The 16890-nt window shown below is 33.3% G+C and carries 16 protein-coding genes; 9 read left to right on the top strand and 7 right to left on the bottom strand.

The window, feature by feature from the left end:
- The first annotated feature begins 20 nt into the window (after positions 1-20).
- Positions 21-884 carry an RNA polymerase sigma factor RpoD/SigA gene (locus ABYI63_RS04270; RefSeq protein WP_372753793.1) on the top strand — a complete coding sequence of 288 codons (864 nt, stop codon included), beginning with the start codon at positions 21-23 and terminating at the stop codon, positions 882-884.
- Between the two features lie 38 nt (positions 885-922).
- Positions 923-1117: a 30S ribosomal protein S21 gene (gene rpsU, locus ABYI63_RS04265; protein ID WP_372753791.1), complete on the top strand. Its 195-nt coding sequence runs from the start codon at positions 923-925 to the stop codon at positions 1115-1117.
- 59 nt (positions 1118-1176) lie between these two features.
- On the opposite strand, the gene ABYI63_RS04260 is transcribed toward rpsU, so the two are convergent.
- Positions 1177-1971, bottom strand: a complete 795-nt coding sequence (locus ABYI63_RS04260) for a DUF2797 domain-containing protein (RefSeq protein WP_372753789.1) — start codon at positions 1969-1971, stop codon at positions 1177-1179.
- 43 nt (positions 1972-2014) lie between these two features.
- Here ABYI63_RS04260 and ABYI63_RS04255 point away from each other — a divergent pair, with 43 nt between their 5' ends.
- Both ABYI63_RS04255 and ABYI63_RS04250 read left to right on the top strand, forming a co-directional pair.
- On the top strand, positions 2015-3544 hold the full coding sequence (locus tag ABYI63_RS04255; protein WP_372753787.1) for a GH3 auxin-responsive promoter family protein: 1530 nt from the start codon (positions 2015-2017) through the stop codon (positions 3542-3544).
- 129 nt (positions 3545-3673) lie between these two features.
- Positions 3674-5275 (top strand): OmpA family protein, encoded by a 1602-nt coding sequence (locus ABYI63_RS04250; protein ID WP_372753785.1) that lies wholly within the window; start codon positions 3674-3676, stop codon positions 5273-5275.
- Positions 5276-5493: 218 nt separating this feature from the next.
- Here the strand turns inward: ABYI63_RS04250 and clpX are convergent, their stop codons facing one another.
- From clpX to ABYI63_RS04220, 6 genes are all read right to left on the bottom strand, one after another.
- Positions 5494-6726: an ATP-dependent Clp protease ATP-binding subunit ClpX gene (gene clpX / locus ABYI63_RS04245; protein ID WP_372753783.1), complete on the bottom strand. Its 1233-nt coding sequence runs from the start codon at positions 6724-6726 to the stop codon at positions 5494-5496.
- Between the two features lie 75 nt (positions 6727-6801).
- Positions 6802-7476 (bottom strand): ATP-dependent Clp endopeptidase proteolytic subunit ClpP, encoded by a 675-nt coding sequence (gene clpP, locus ABYI63_RS04240; RefSeq protein WP_372753781.1) that lies wholly within the window; start codon positions 7474-7476, stop codon positions 6802-6804.
- A gap of 176 nt (positions 7477-7652) precedes the next feature.
- Complete coding sequence (gene tig / locus ABYI63_RS04235) at positions 7653-8981, bottom strand: trigger factor (RefSeq protein WP_372753779.1); 1329 nt, start codon at positions 8979-8981, stop codon at positions 7653-7655.
- Between the two features lie 133 nt (positions 8982-9114).
- Positions 9115-9474: a phage holin family protein gene (locus ABYI63_RS04230; RefSeq protein ID WP_372753777.1), complete on the bottom strand. Its 360-nt coding sequence runs from the start codon at positions 9472-9474 to the stop codon at positions 9115-9117.
- 36 nt (positions 9475-9510) lie between these two features.
- Complete coding sequence (locus ABYI63_RS04225; protein WP_372753775.1) at positions 9511-10272, bottom strand: alpha/beta fold hydrolase; 762 nt, start codon at positions 10270-10272, stop codon at positions 9511-9513.
- Positions 10273-10306: 34 nt separating this feature from the next.
- Complete coding sequence (locus ABYI63_RS04220) at positions 10307-11020, bottom strand: pyridoxine 5'-phosphate synthase (protein ID WP_372753773.1); 714 nt, start codon at positions 11018-11020, stop codon at positions 10307-10309.
- Between the two features lie 89 nt (positions 11021-11109).
- Here ABYI63_RS04220 and ABYI63_RS04215 point away from each other — a divergent pair, with 89 nt between their 5' ends.
- The 5 genes from ABYI63_RS04215 (at position 11110) to ABYI63_RS04195 (ending at position 16838) form a co-directional block, all read left to right on the top strand.
- On the top strand, positions 11110-11769 hold the full coding sequence (locus ABYI63_RS04215; RefSeq protein WP_372753771.1) for an acetoin utilization protein acuB: 660 nt from the start codon (positions 11110-11112) through the stop codon (positions 11767-11769).
- A gap of 93 nt (positions 11770-11862) precedes the next feature.
- On the top strand, positions 11863-12747 hold the full coding sequence (locus tag ABYI63_RS04210) for an NAD kinase (protein ID WP_372753769.1): 885 nt from the start codon (positions 11863-11865) through the stop codon (positions 12745-12747).
- A gap of 99 nt (positions 12748-12846) precedes the next feature.
- The gene (locus tag ABYI63_RS04205; protein WP_372753767.1) at positions 12847-13533 is read left to right on the top strand and encodes a DUF6089 family protein; all 687 of its coding nucleotides are present in this window, start codon (positions 12847-12849) and stop codon (positions 13531-13533) included.
- Between the two features lies 1 nt (position 13534).
- The gene (locus ABYI63_RS04200) at positions 13535-14275 is read left to right on the top strand and encodes an isoprenyl transferase (protein ID WP_372753765.1); all 741 of its coding nucleotides are present in this window, start codon (positions 13535-13537) and stop codon (positions 14273-14275) included.
- A complete protein-coding gene (locus ABYI63_RS04195; RefSeq protein WP_372753763.1) occupies positions 14247-16838 on the top strand; it encodes an outer membrane protein assembly factor in 2592 nt (863 codons plus the stop codon). The genes ABYI63_RS04200 and ABYI63_RS04195 overlap by 29 nt, the downstream gene beginning before the upstream one ends.
- The last annotated feature ends 52 nt before the right edge of the window (positions 16839-16890 follow it).

Below are 16890 nucleotides of genomic sequence, written 5' to 3'. Positions count from 1 at the left end.
CTATAACTTAATAACAATATATGAGGCAATTAAAAATTACAAAACAAGTTACCAACAGAGAATCTAAATCACTTGACAAGTATCTTCAAGATATTAGCAAAATTCAATTAATTACCGCAGACGAAGAAGTTGAATTAGCCCAAAAAATTCGAGAAGGAGACCAACAAGCTTTGGATAAACTAACAACGGCCAACTTACGTTTTGTAGTTTCGGTAGCAAAACAATATCAAAATCAAGGCTTAACCCTACCCGATTTAATAAATGAAGGTAATGCTGGTTTGGTAAAAGCAGCAAAACGTTTTGATGAAACTAGAGGTTTCAAGTTTATATCATACGCTGTTTGGTGGATTCGTCAAGCCATTTTACAAGCCTTAGCAGAACAATCTCGAATAGTTAGGTTACCTTTGAACAAAATTGGCTCCATCAATAAAATAAATAAAGCCTATTCATTTTTAGAACAAACTCATGAAAGACCACCAAGTCCGGAAGAGATTGCTAAAAACTTAGATCTTACGGTTAGCGACGTAAAACAATCTATGAAAATTTCTAGCAGACATATATCTATGGATGCTCCATTAAAAGAAGGCGAAAGCTCAACACTTTATGATGTTGTAAACGCTAATGAATCGCCAAGGCCAGATGTAAAATTAATGTCTGAGTCTTTAAACACAGAAGTGAACCGAGCATTGGATATGCTATCAGAAAAAGAAGCGGAGGTAATTCGTCAATATTACGGTATCAACACAAAGTATTCCATGAGTCTTGAGGAAATTGGAGAAGCCTTTGGATTAACACGCGAACGCGTTAGACAAATAAAAGAAAAAGGCATTCGAAGATTACGTCACACTTCAAAAAGCAAAGTATTAAAAACGTATTTAGGATAATCCTGAGTATTCAAATCAATAAATTCAAAAAGAAGTACATGTTAAAAATTATTATTAAAGATGGCGAAAATATAGAACGCGCCCTAAAAAGATATAAAAGAAAGCACCGAAATATTAAAGTGATGCAAAATTTAAGAGAGGCACAGTTTTTCACTAAGCCTTCTGTTAAACGACGCAGACAAGTGCAAAAAGCTGCTTATATCCAAAATTTGAGAGATCAAGAAGATATTTAGTAGATTTAAACATTATACAATAAGTCCCATTTGCATTAAAAAGCGAATGGGATTTTTATTTATGCAATAGAAATAGCCACTACTAACCCCTCATTAGCCCTAACATTAAAAACAGTATCATCTTCAAAAATAAGATACTGTCCTTTTATACCAGTTAATGTTCCCGTATAACTATGAGATTTAATTAGGTTTAAACTAGTGGGCTTTACAGGGTATTTTTCCACAGGAAAATTTAAATTCGTTTCTGTATTGCTTTCTATGAAATACTCTTTTGCTTCATCTGGGATATACTGCTTCAACCGTTCTCGCCATTCTACCAAATTTTCATCTACAATATCATTCTTTAGCATTGTTCGCCAATTGGTTTTATCTCCAACATGATCCTTCAAAGCCACCTCTGTAATACCTGCTAAATAACGGTTTGGTACCTCAACGATCTCAATAGCTTCATGAGCCCCTTGATCGATCCAACGCGTTGGCACCTGACTTTTTCTAGTAACACCTACTTTCACATTACTAGAATTTGCTAAATAAACAATGTGAGGTTGCAGTTGTACTTTCTTTTCATAAACTAAATCACGATCCTCTTTATCTAGATGTGCTGTGCTTAATTCTGGACGCATTATCCAATCTGCGGCCTGTGGAATTTCAAAAAAACAACTTTTACAAAAGCCCTGTCTGTAAATAGGTTTATCTAAACCACAATTCAAACATTGGTATTTAACAAATTGAATACTAATGGTTTTACCCAACAATTGATTCATATTTAAAAAGTCGTTTTCAAACACCAAATAGTATTCAATCGGACTCGAAAATTCAGTTTCCATTTTTGTTAAAACACCTTGGTAGGTCATAAAAAAAAGTATTATTTTTAAAAAAAATAAAGATAAAACAATTATGCCAATCCCTATAGTAAATTCCATTGCTTCTTGGTTCTTAAAAAAGCGTTTTCACCAAATTGAATTGTTTTTAAAATACCCAAACGAAGTACAAAACGAATTACTATTGGAACTTTTAGATATCGCTAAAGACACAAAAATTGGTAGAGAATACGATTTTGCTTCCATAAAAAGTTACAGAACATTTGCTGAACGTGTTCCCATCAAAAACTACGATGGTTGGCAGGAAGTTATTGAACGCTCCATGAAAGGCGAAAACAATTTATTTTGGCCTACACCTATTAGATGGTTTGCAAAATCTAGTGGAACTACGCGTGCTAAAAGTAAATTCATTCCCGTAAGTGAAGAATCACTTGAAGATTGCCATTACGCAGCCGGCAAAGATTTATTATGCATGTACCTAAATAACAATGAAGACTCCCAATTATTTACAGGCAAAAGCTTGCGATTAGGGGGAAGCAAAGAATTGTACAGAGAAAATGGAACTGTTTTCGGCGATTTATCAGCTATATTAATTGATAATATGCCTTTTTGGGCCGAATTTAGTAGTACTCCAAGCAATAGAGTATCCTTAATGAGTGATTGGGAACATAAAATGCAGGCTATTGTAAATGAGACCATGTATGAAAATGTTACCAGTCTGGCAGGCGTACCTTCCTGGATGCTGGTATTACTCAACAACGTGTTAGAAACAACAGGCAAACAGAACCTACATGATGTTTGGCCGAATTTAGAAGTCTATTTTCATGGAGGAGTAAGCTTCACGCCTTATATAGACCAATACAAAAAAATACTTCCTAAAAAGGATTTTAAATTTTACGAAATCTATAATGCCTCAGAAGGTTTTTTTGCTATTCAGGATAGAAATGACTCTAACGAATTATTATTAATGCTGGATTATGGCATCTTTTATGAATTCATCCCTATGGATATTTATGCTACCGAAGCCGAACAAGCCATTCCACTAAGTGAAGTAAAATTGAATAAAAATTATGCCGTTATTATTACAACCAATGCAGGACTATGGCGCTATAAAATTGGAGACACCGTTAAATTCACTTCGCTTAACCCTTACCGAATTAAAATTTCGGGCAGAACGAAACATTTTATAAATGTCTTTGGCGAAGAACTCATAATAGAAAATGCTGAAGAAGCATTAAAAAATGTCTGCATGCGTACTAAATCTGAAATTGTAGAGTACACTGCAGCTCCTATTTTTATGGAGGGTAAAGAAAAAGGCGCACACGAATGGTTAATTGAATTTAAAACGCCACCAAGGGACATCCATTATTTTAATGAATTATTTGACAATGCCTTAAAATCATTGAATTCAGATTACGAAGCAAAACGTTATAATAATATCACTCTTAACAAACCTAAAATAAATATAGCTCGTAAAAATCTATTTTATGATTGGTTAAAATTAAACAACAAATTAGGAGGGCAGCACAAAGTTCCACGACTTTCCAACACACGCTTGTATATGGATGATTTAATAACTCTCAACCAATACCAACCTAATCCCTAAACGCAAACTAATTTAACCGCCTAACAAACAATCAATTAACGAATAAACAAGTTATTGGTCTAAGAAATTTTCAAAAAAGGGGACTTCAGTAATATATTTAGAATCTAATTAATTCTTAATCCCTCTTAAATGAAAACTTCCCTCTCAATTTTCATTTGCCTTTTTTGGTGTACCTTATTTTCTCAAGGACCTATAAATATGTTGGCATCTAGAAATGTTACTAATGACAAGCCAATTTCAAAATCGGAAGCCATTGGTGCTAATGGTTTTAATTTCGAACTATTAGATGCCGGGATTAACAGTAAATACTCGGAATTTGGCTCTGGTTTCTTTAGAAACAAACTTATAATGGTATCATCAAAAAAATTAGGTGCACTAGCTAAAATCGATCCAAACACCAATGAAGCTTATAAAGATTTATTTTGTTTAGATATCTCCTCAAATGGTCAATTAAGCTTGCCACTGCTTTTTTCTAGAATTTTAAACACGAATGACAGTGAGGATTTACTTGCATTTTCACCAGATCAACATACCGTATATTTTACCAGAAGCAGTAGCAACAACTCACTGGAATACAAACTTTATAAAGCACATTTAGAACCGGACTCACATGGGAACTGGATTAATCAGGAACTCATACACTTTAACAAAGATGGAATTTCCATTGAAACACCGTTCGTAAGCCCAGATGGTAACAAACTCTATTTTTCGTCGAACATGGAAGGTTCTATTGGAGGATTTGACATTTTTGTTTCCGAAATAAATGCTGATGGTAGTTTAAGTGACCCTATAAACTTAGGTAATACGATTAATACACCACTCAATGAAAAATACCCATCACTATCTAGAGACGGTAAGTATCTCTATTTTTCTTCTGAAGGTCACGAAAATATTGGTGGTTATGATTTATTTGTTAGTAAAATTTTGTCCAACAGCTATAAAACCCCTAGAAACATGGGGAACACCATCAACTCAAGTTATGATGAAGTAGCTTACTTTTTAGCGAATAAAAAAGATGGCTATGTCTCATCAAACAGACAAAATGGAAAAGGCAGTTTTGATATTTATACAGCTACAAACGAAGAAATCACCCAAACGATTAAGGGCATAGTTTTAGATTCAGAAACTAATATAAAACTACCTAATACCATCGTGATTTTAAAAGACGAAGAAGGTCTGGAAATTACAAGAACACGTAGCAAAGAAGATGCTACTTACAAATTTGATGTTGTTCCTTTTGAATCCTACCAAATTTCCACGGAAAAGGATGGCTTTAAACAAGGTTACTTTGAATTTTTTGCGGATAGAAATTACAACACCACTTATATTAAAAATCTAACACTTACAACAACCGAACCTGTAATTGCTAAAGTAGAAGAAGAACTTAGAATAATTATTGAAAATATTTATTTCGATTTTGCAAAATACAGTGTTAAAGAAGAATCACATATTTCCCTAAATAAAATCATCAAGGTACTTGAAGAAAACCCAGATATGAAGTTAGCTATTAATGCTCACACGGATAATGTAGGTAAGGAATCTTATAATTTAAATTTATCAAATAAACGTGCGGCATCGGCAGTTACCTATTTAATTAATAATGGTATTAGTAAAGACCGATTAACATCGAAAGGATTTGGAGAGTCCAAACCTTTAATTGATTGCAAAACCAATTGTAGTGAGGAGGATTTACAAACCAACCGCCGTGTTGAATTTGTAATAATCGACTAAATACATGCATTGAAAGTGTTTGAACGAATATTTCATCTTATCGTCTAAAAGGCAATCTTAAAATATGGTGAGGGTAAAAATTAATTTATTTTTAACAAAGTAATATCAATAGAATGAATAAATCCTCATAATGTCCTCTATTAATTAACATCCATAAAAACAAAAAATCACGCTAATTAGCGTGATTTTTTTTATGATTAAACTGTATGTTTTAAATATTAAGATACCGCTTTAAGTTTTTTCAAAGTAGTTTTAACCAACTTATCTTCAACATACGATTTAGTAACGTTTAATTTTTTATCGTTATTACTAGGCATTTCAAACATTGCATCTGTTAGAATTTCTTCACAAAGTGAACGAAGCCCTCTTGCACCCAATTTATATTCAATGGCTTTATCTACAATATGATCTAAAGCTCCATCTGTAATGGTAAACTCGATATCATCCATAGAAAACAATTTTTGATATTGCTTAATAATCGCATTTTTAGGTTGCGTAAGTATCGCCCTTAAGGTTTTAGCATCTAACGGGTCCATGTAAGTAAGTACCGGTAATCTTCCAATAATCTCAGGAATTAAACCAAAATCCTTTAAATCTTTTGGAATAATGTATTGCAGCAAATTATCTTGATCTACAACATCTTCTGATTTTGAAGCACTATAACCAACTGCTTGCATATTCAAACGTTTTGAAATATGACGTTCAATACCATCAAAAGCTCCACCCGCAATGAATAATATATTTTCAGTATTAACTTCAATAAATTTTTGATCTGGATGTTTACGCCCGCCTTTTGGTGGCACATTTACAACGGTACCCTCTAAAAGTTTCAAAAGCGCTTGTTGTACCCCTTCACCAGAAACATCTCTAGTTATAGATGGGTTATCACTTTTACGAGCAATTTTATCAATTTCATCAATAAAAACAATGCCTTTTTCTGCTTTTTCTAAATTATAGTCGGCCGCTTGTAATAGTCTGGTTAAAATACTTTCTACATCTTCACCAACGTAACCTGCTTCGGTTAAAACTGTTGCATCTACAATCGCTAAAGGCACATTAAGCATTTTTGCTATGGTTTTTGCTACTAAGGTTTTTCCTGTTCCTGTTTGGCCCACCATAATGATATTGCTCTTTTGAATTTCAATATCATCTTTTGTTACTGGTTGTAACAATCTTTTATAATGATTATACACTGCTACGGACATCACTTTTTTAGTCATGTTTTGCCCTATAATATACTCATCTAAAAAAGCTTTAATTTGTTGTGGTTTACGCAGCTTTAGTTCAGTTGATAAATCAGTACTATCATTTTGTTTTGATTCTTCTAATACTATACCATGAGCTTGCTCTATACATCTATCACAGATATGAGCATCTAATCCTGCTATCAATAAATTCGTTTCTGGTTTTTTACGACCACAAAACGAACATTCCAATTCTTCTTTTGCCATTAATTTTTATGTTTTTAGGGAATTGATAATCATAACCCCTTCAATAACAATTCTTTAAAATTACGAATTTTTTATTTAATTACGTGCTAAAATTTCATCAATCATACCGTATTCTTTAGCCTTATCAGCTTTCATCCAGTAATCTCTATCACTATCCGCGTAAACTTTGTCGTAATCTTGTCCAGAATGTTTACTTATAATTTTATATAATTCTTCTTTCAAAATTAAAATTTCACGTGCTGTAATTTCAATATCACTAGCCTGACCTTGCGCTCCACCTAATGGTTGATGAATCATTACTCGAGAATGCGTTAAACCACTACGTTTTCCTTTAGCACCTGCGCAAAGTAACACTGCTCCCATAGAGGCAGCCATACCTGTACAAATAGTTGCTACGTCTGGCTTAATAAACTGCATCGTATCATAAATTCCTAAACCTGCATATACGCTTCCTCCTGGGGAATTAATATAAATTTGAATGTCTTTATTAGCATCGGTGCTTTCTAAAAACAGTAACTGTGCTTGAATAATATTAGCTACCTGATCATTAATGGCTGTGCCCATAAAAATGATTCGATCCATCATTAAACGCGAAAACACATCAAAAATAGCGATATTCATTTGGCGCTCTTCAATAATGTTTGGGGTTAAACTTGTTGGATACATGCTACTAATAATTTTATTGTAGTATGTGCTGCTTATTCCTTGATCTTTTATCGCGAATTTTTCAAATTCTTTTGCGTAATCCATAATTATTACTTGTTGTTGTTTTATGTTAAATTCTTAATATCCAATTGAGTGATTTCATAAAAGTTGATTTAAAAATCAATTTTCTTTTTGAAGCTAAATGTACTCAACAAATTAGGCGCTACAATTCTTGAATTATAGCGCCTAAATATAATGAATTATTCTTTAAGGACACCTGATTATTTATGTCCATAAACTTCTTTAACAAAGTTTTCGTAGCTTAATTCTTTTACTTCAATGTTAGCTTTTTCTTTGTAAAGGGATAATAATTTTTGACTTACCAATTGCTCAGAAATACGACGTGCTTCTTCTTGATTTGATAAAATACGGGCCGCAATACTATCTAATTCTTCGTCAGAAGGATTCAACTGACCAAATTGTGCCATTTGTGCTTTTATCATTTCTCTTGAATGATTTTTAATATCATCCATTGTAATTTGAATGTTATTATCTGTAATTAACTTTCCTTCAATTAATTGATAGCGCAAACTTTTTTCGGATTTTTCGTATTCATCTTTAGCTTGTTCGCTATCTAATGGTTGTTCGCCGGCTGTTTGCATCCATTTTTGTAAAAATTCAGCAGGTAAATCGAACTTAGTATTTTCAACTAAATATTCCGTTACATCATTTAAGAATTTTTGATCTGCTTGTTGTGCAAATTGTTTTTCAGCATCTTCTTTAATCTTTTCTTTTAACTCAGTAACTGAAGAGACAGCACCTTTACCAAATAATTTATCAAATAATTCTTGGTCTAAATCTGCTAATTCGCGTGCGTTAATTTCTGAAATTGTAAAAGTAACCTCAATATCCAAGCCATGGATATCATCGTGAGGTAATTTTAAAGCGTGCATTAATTCGTGCTCATCGTCATACAACCCTTTTGTTTGTAATGTAATAACATCGCCGGCTTTAGCTCCTAAAAACAAGTTTCTTGTAGCTTCCTCTTTAAATTTATCTAAGGTTAAAGTTACTTTGTTTTCAATTTCACGTTCTTCATTTTTAAAAACACCAGATATTTCGCTATCTTTTTCTACTTCAGTTTGCGAAATTAATTTCCCATATTGTTTTTGAATGCGCTCAATTTGCTCATCAATCATTTTATCATCGGCAACAATATTGTATTGTATGATAGGTTCTTTTCCTTTCAAAGAAACTTCAAATTCTGGAGCTAAACCTAATTCAAATTCAAACGACAGTGTATCAGCATCCCAGTTAATTCCATCTTGTGGTTTTGGTAATGGTTGCCCTAAAACATCTAATTTTTCTTCGGTAAGATATTTGTTTAATGCGTCTTGTAATAGCTTATTAACTTCATCAACCAAAACGGCTTTCCCATATTGTTTTTTCACCATTCCCATCGGCACATGCCCCTTTCTAAAACCTGGAATGTTTGCTGTTTTTCGGTAATCTAATAAGATTTTCTCCACTTTATCGCTATAATCTTCTTTAGCGATATCTACTTTTACTACAGCATTTAATGCATCAACGTTTTCTCTTGTAATATTCATTTTAAATGATATAAAGCCTTTTTTAAGGCATTTAACAAATACTATTAATTTTCAGTCCCTAATTTTATTAACTAAAATCGGGTTGCAAAAATATAACATTTTTGCAACCCGACAAAGTTTTTAATCGCTTGATTTAAAGCGGTTTTTTATCTTCATTTAAAAGTGAATACATAATTGACTGCAGTACAGAAAGCAGTATACTAAATAGGATGGCTGTCCAGAGGCTACTTACCTCAAAACCATCAATCAACTTATCTACCAATAAAATAATTAATGCATTAATTACCAACAGAAACAAGCCAAAAGTAACTATGGTAATTGGCAATGTTAAAATTACCAATATCGGTTTTACCAATATATTTAGAATTGCTAAAACTAGGGCCACGATAATGGCATTTACATACACATCACCAGACAAAGTAACCCCTGGTAAAAAATATGCTAAAATAAATACAGCAAATGCCGTTAAAAGTAATCTTAGAATTACGCTCATAATGTCCTGTTTTTAATAAAAATACAAAATTAATAATTAAACAAACTGCATAACAGCATCAAAAAAGTCCTTCGGGTTTTCGGCATGCAACCAATGCCCGGCGTTAGAAATGGTAATTATTTCTGCTTTCGGGAAATGATTTAAAATAATACGCTCGTCGTCTGCCCCAATATACTCCGAACGGTCGCCACGCAAAAATAAAGTTTCCTTATCAAAAGTAGCCTGCGATGGCAAAGGCTCTCCTACTTCGGCAACCTCTTCTTTTAAAACTTCCAAATTCATACGTAATCCAAGTTTACCCTTTTCTACCCAATAAAGGTTTTTAAGTAAAAATTGTCGGGTACCAAAATCGGATATATACTTACTTAAAACCTCATCGGCCTCCCCTCTACTTTTAATTACATCAAAATTCAATGCACTTAAACCATCCAATATACCATCATGGTGTACAGGATAAAAACGCGGAGAAATATCTGCAATAATTAATTTTGAAACCATTTCAGGGTATTTTGCAGCAAACAACATAGCTGTTTTACCTCCCATGGAATGTCCTAGCAAAATAATATCTTGGAGTTTATGTTCCTCGCAGTAATGCTTTAAATCTTCCACCATATCCTCATAACTAAACGCATCACTATGGAAGCTTTGACCATGATTCCGCTGATCGAGCATATGAACCTGAAAATGTTCTTCACTAAATTGTACCCCAAGTGTTTTCCAGTTGTCACTCATTCCTAAAAAGCCATGAAGTATAACAAATGGCGCACCTTCTCCAATAATATTTGAATATAAAAGCATTATTAACTAACGAATTTTGATTAACGAAATTGAATTATTTAAGTTTATGAAGATACATTTGAATAACATTTTCTACTCCCAAATATAAACTTTCGGCAACAAGTGCATGCCCAATAGATACTTCTAATAAATTTGGAATATGTTCTTTAAAAAACTTAATGTTGTCCAGAGACAAATCATGACCTGCATTAACCCCTAAACCTAAACTATTTGCCAAATCAGCGCAAGCGGTATATGGTATTATCGCATCCTTATTTCCTAAACTAAATTGATGTGCAAACTCTTCAGTATACAATTCAATTCTATCGGTTCCTGTAGCCTTAGCGCCTTCAATTTGATTTAAAATGGGATCTACAAAAATAGATGTTCTAATTCCATTTTGTTGAAATTCTTTTATCACATCTACCAAAAAATCTTTATGTTTCAAAGTATCCCATCCAGCATTACTTGTAATAGCATCTTCTGCATCCGGAACCAACGTTACTTGAGTTGGTTTCACTTGCAAAACCAAATCTAGAAAGGATTTTACTGGATTTCCTTCAATATTGTATTCTGTATAAACTACTGGTTTTAGGTCGTGTGCATCTTGGTAGCGTATGTGCCGTTCATCTGGCCTCGGATGTATAGTTACCCCTTCTGCACCAAATCGTTGTACATCTTTCGCAAACTGCACAACATTAGGCACATCACCGCCTCTAGAGTTCCTTAAAGTTGCTATCTTGTTAATATTTACACTTAACTTTGTCATGTATCACTATTTTAAAAAGCAAAAATACAAAGTAGAAAAGGCTTAAATGCTTTTTTTTTGATTAATTTGCAATCATATAATATAGAGTAATGAATTTATCTAAATACATTATAAACGACATAAAACCGCTAAACAGTAGCAGCAAAATTAGTGATTTGCAAGAGCTTTTTAGCCAGTTAACCTATTCGCATATTCCTATAAAAGATGACAACAACGTATATCTTGGGAGTTTTTCTGAAACTGATGTTCGCCTATTTGAAAGCAACAAAACAGTTGATGATTATAAATATGCTATAGAAGATTTTTTTATAAGAGACACTACCGTATGGTTAGATGTATTAGAAGCTTTTGCCAAAAAGTCAACTAATATCATGCCTGTTTTAAATAGTAAAAACGACTATTTAGGCTATTATGAACTAAGTGATGTTATTAATGTATTCAACGAATCGCCCTTTTTCTCAGACCCCGGAGGCATTTTAATTGTTGAAAAAGGAATTAACGATTATTCTTTTAGTGAAATTAGCCAAATAGTAGAATCTAACAACGGCAAACTTTTAGGCGCATTTATATCTAATATGGATATGGATTTAGTGCAAATAACCCTAAAAGTAGGAAACATAGGATTAAACGAAATTATACAAACCTTCCGCCGATATAGTTATAATATTATATCCGGACACGAAGAAGACGGTTATTTAGAAAGCCTAAAAGACCGGTCGGATTATTTAAGTAAATATTTAAGTATCTGATTTTTTGCACCATCCGTTGCTAACCGATGGTTACAAATAGAATGATTATATGGTTTTACCATGTGCTCTATTAAAAACAATAAAAATTAACACATGAAGGTTGCCGTTTTTGGACGATTTTATAATGAAACAACTACAACGTCGGTAGAGCGTTTATTTGACTACTTATTAAAAAAGAATGCTGACGCTTATATTGAAAGCGAATTTTTCAATCTGATAAAGAAAGAAGCTCCAAATTTTGACGATTACAAATCGTTTAAAACCTTTGATACACTTGATAAGTCCTTCGATTTTTTAGTTAGTGTGGGTGGCGATGGTACTATTTTACGTGCTATCATTTTTGTAAAAGACATGAACATTCCTATAATTGGAATTAACACCGGCCGATTAGGGTTTTTAGCTACCATCCAAGTAAATCAAATAGAAAAGGCCATTCAAAATATTATTGACGGGAAATACAAGATATCTGAACGCAGTTTACTTTCTGTTGAAACAACCCCAAACAACAAAGAAATTTCATCCCTGAATTTCGCATTAAATGAAATTGCTGTAAGCAGAAAAAACACAACTTCCATGATTACGGTTGAAACCCATTTAAACGGTGAATACTTAACATCGTACTGGAGTGATGGTTTAATTGTTTCAACTCCAACAGGCTCTACTGGTTATTCATTAAGTTGTGGCGGACCTGTTATTACTCCAGATACAAATAGTTTTGTACTGGCTCCCATTGCTCCTCATAATTTAAGTGCAAGGCCATTAATTATTCCGGATTCAACCGAAATTCAATTAAAAGTTGAAGGACGTGAAGAAAGCCATTTAATTTCATTAGATTCTAGAATTGCTACTCTAGAAAATGGCACGATCATAAAAATTAAAAAAGCCGATTTCAAAATTAAGATGATTGACCTCCTTGATGAGAGTTTTTTAGATACACTTCGCAAAAAACTACTTTGGGGAGAAGATAAGCGCAATTAAACAATAATTTAGCATAAATACTGTTTTTAAACTAATACTATTAGCTCAAATGGCATTAGGCTAATCTTATTTCTTATATTTGCAAACTTTTGAATATTTATGAGGCATTTAACCATCTTGATATTAAGCATTTTAACCATTCAATTTAGCCACTCTCAAATTAACGAATTAGGTGTATTTGTAGGTGGTAGTAATTTTATTGGAGATGTTGGCGCTACAGATTACATAGCTCCTGATAGTCCAGCTCTTGGAATTATGTACAAATGGAACAGAAGTAAAAGACACTCATGGCGTATTTCATTAATATATTCAGATTTAGAAGCATCCGATAATCAATCGGAAGACCCTAGAAGAATTCAAAGAGATTATAGTTTCGATTCCAATCTTCTGGAAATTTCAGCCGGTATGGAATTCACTTTTGTAGATTTCAATTTACATGCTGGCAGAAAAATTGCAACGCCATATCTTTACACAGGCCTAAGCGTGGCAAAACACGATAATCATTATTTCCTAAATGGTTTACAAACAAGTGAAAACACTTCTAGTTGGGCCTATGGAATTCCTATGGCTTTAGGATTTAAATCTAACTTTTTAGGAAACTTTATTTTAGGTATAGAAGTAGGTGCTCGTTATACCTTTTCAGATGAAATAGACGGCAGTATTCCAGACGATGTAAATCGGCAGCAATACCGCTTTGGAAATATAAATAATAACGACTGGTATGTGTTTTCGGGTATAACATTAACTTATACTTTTGGCGAAAACCCATGTTATTGTATCAATTAAAATGGATTTAAAAGAAACTGTTCTAACCAAAAACTTACCTAAGCATATTGCCATTATTATGGATGGTAATGGCCGTTGGGCTAAACAACAAGGCATGCTTCGGGCCTTTGGTCATGAAAACGGAACTAAATCGGTTAAACAAACCGTAGAAGCTTGTGCCGAACTTGGCGTAGAAAACTTAACGCTGTACGCCTTTTCAACTGAAAACTGGAATAGACCAAAACTTGAGGTAGAAACTTTAATGAAACTTTTGGTGTCTTCATTAAAAAAAGAAATAAGTACACTTCAAAAAAACAACATAAAACTAGCTGCCATTGGCAACCTAAACAGCTTACCTAAAAAGGTTTACAAGGAACTCATAGAAGTTATAGAACAAACCAAAGGAAACACCAGGATGACATTAACCTTAGCTTTAAGCTATGGATCGCGAGAAGAATTGCTAAATACTGTTAAAGAGATTAGCTTGAAAGTTAAAAATAATATAATTTCGCTGGAAAAAATTGATGAATCAATTATTAATGAGCATCTTTACACGCACAATTTACCAGACGTAGATTTGCTTATTAGAACCAGTGGAGAGCAACGTGTAAGCAACTTTTTACTTTGGCAAATCGCATATGCCGAACTGTATTTTACCAGTGTATTATGGCCGGATTTTACAAAGCAGCATCTGTATGAGGCTATTATAGAATATCAAAAAAGAGAACGACGATTTGGGAAAACAAGTGAACAACTTAGCTAATAATTTACTTTTGACAACATTTTTTAAACACTGCACAGTATTATTTATTTTTACTCTCAGCATTACGATTCAATCACAAAATTTACCAACTGGCGACGGTAAAAAATACACATTAGGAGAGGTAACAGTACAAGGAAACACCTCTTTCAGTGAGCAAACAATCATCACCTATTCTGGCTTAAGCAAAGGAAAAGAAATCACCATACCTGGTGAAGATATTGGAAATGCAATTAAAAAACTTTGGAATTCAAAATTATTTAACGACATAGAAGTCTATGTTACTAGTATTGAAGGGAATGTAGCATCCTTAGAAATTAGGCTATCCGATTTACCCCAACTTAACGAATTAAAAGTAAATGGCGTTAAAAAAGGTAAGATAGAAGGAATTATCAAGGATAACAAATTAAACAAAGGCGTTAAAGTAACAGAGAACCTTGTTACTACCACTAAAAATTTCTTAACAACTAAATACAAGAAAGAAGGTTTTTACAACACCAAAATACATATTAACACCATTGAAGTAAAAGACTCTACACCAACTGCTAGAGTTAATATGGTTTTAAATATAGACAAAGGTGAAAAAGTAAAAATAAAAGACATAGACTTTGTAGGAAACGATGTTTTAAGCGACAAAATTCTTGCAAAAAGTATGAAAAGCACTAAAAAGATTAACCGTCTAAGAATTTTAAAACGCTCAAAATTTGTTGATTCTGCCTACCAAGCCGATTTAGGTAAAGTGATTGATAAATACAAAGAAAATGGTTATAGAGACGCACGAATTGTATCAGACAGCTTAATCGTTAACGACGATAAAAAAACAATCTCTCTTCGAATTGAAGTTTTAGAAGGAGAAAAATACAGCTTTGGAGATATTGCTTTCATTGGAAACACCGTTTATACCAACCAGCAATTAAGCCGTATGATTCGTATTAATAAAGGAGACACATACAACGGCGTTTTGTTACAAAAACGTATTGCAGACAATTCAAAACCAGACGGAGACGATATAACGAACCTTTACCAAAACAATGGCTATTTGTTTTCAAGTATTAACCCAGTAGAAGTTGGTGCAGCTAACAACGTTATTGATATGGAAATTAGAATCTCGGAAGGGAAGCCTGCCTATTTTAATAGCGTAACAGTAGTTGGAAACGATAAAACAAACGATCACGTTATCTACCGTGAGATAAGAACAAGACCAGGGCAACTTTATAGCAAAGCCAATGTAGTTCGTACAGTTAGAGAGCTTGGGCAATTAGGTTTCTTTGACGCTCAGGAAATATCACCTAACTTTAATAATCCAAACCCAAATGAAGGTACTATTGACATGGAATACTCCGTTAAAGAAACGGGATCTAGTCAAATAGAATTACAAGGTGGTTATGGTGGTGGTGGCTTCATTGGTACCTTAGGTTTATCTTTCAACAACTTTTCTATTAAAGACATCTTCAAAAAAGACGCCTACAAACCAATACCTATGGGTGACGGGCAAAAACTAGCATTGCGTTTACAAGCTAGCCGTTTTTACCAAACATATAGTTTCTCTTTTTCTGAACCATGGTTGGGAGGAAAACGTCCTGTACAATTTTCAACATCTTTATCTCATACAAAACAATTTTTGTATGATTACACAACTGGAAATGCCGATAAATCGAGAAGTTTCAATATAACAGGTATTACTTTTGGTTTAGCAAAACGGTTATCAGTTCCCGATGATTTCTTCGTATTATCACAAGCTATCGGTTACCAACGTTACGATTTAAACAATTATAATACCGGATTATTCACCTTTGGTGATGGTTATGCAAACAATTTATCATACACAGTTGGTTTAAGTAGAAATAACACGAGTGTAGATCCTGTATATCCCACAGGAGGATCTAACTTTAATGTAACGGCAAAATTATCGCTCCCATATTCTTTATTTGACGGTGTAGATTATTCAGGATTAAAAGATGAATACGACGATTTAGACCTAACCGATTCTGATGATTATGCCAGAGCTGCAGAAATAGACCAGGAGCGTTACAAATGGTTAGAGTTTTACAAAGTAAAATTTAAAGGAGACTGGTACACAGAAATCGTTAAAGACCTTGTATTAAAACCTAGTGTAGAGTTTGGTTTCTTAGGTGCTTACAACAATGACAGAGGTGTAATTCCTTTTGAACGTTACTTTTTAGGTGGTGATGGTTTAGGAACTTACAGTTTGGATGGTAGAGAAGCTATCGCATTGCGTGGTTACCCTAACCAATCGTTATCAGATAACGATGGTGGTACTATTTATAACAAGTTCTCCTTAGAACTTCGTTACCCAATTACCTTAAAAGCATCGGCAAAAATTTATGCACTAAGCTTTTTAGAAGGTGGTGCTTCATATAATAGTTTTAGAGATTATAATCCTTTTGATATTAAACGTTCAGCAGGTTTAGGTATTCGCATCTTTATGCCTGCATTTGGATTGTTAGGTATCGACTTTGGTCATGGTTTCGACCCTATTGAATCGTATGGTGAAACCTCTAGCCATGGTTGGGAAACACACTTCATAATTGGACAACAATTTTAGTTTGGCACGATTTTTTCTAATAACAATTTGATGATTTGAATGAGAATTAAAA

Origin of the sequence: Mariniflexile sp. (genome assembly GCF_041583155.1) — a bacterium.
GTDB lineage: Bacteria > Bacteroidota > Bacteroidia > Flavobacteriales > Flavobacteriaceae > Mariniflexile.
This window is presented reverse-complemented; position numbering and strand designations above follow the sequence as displayed.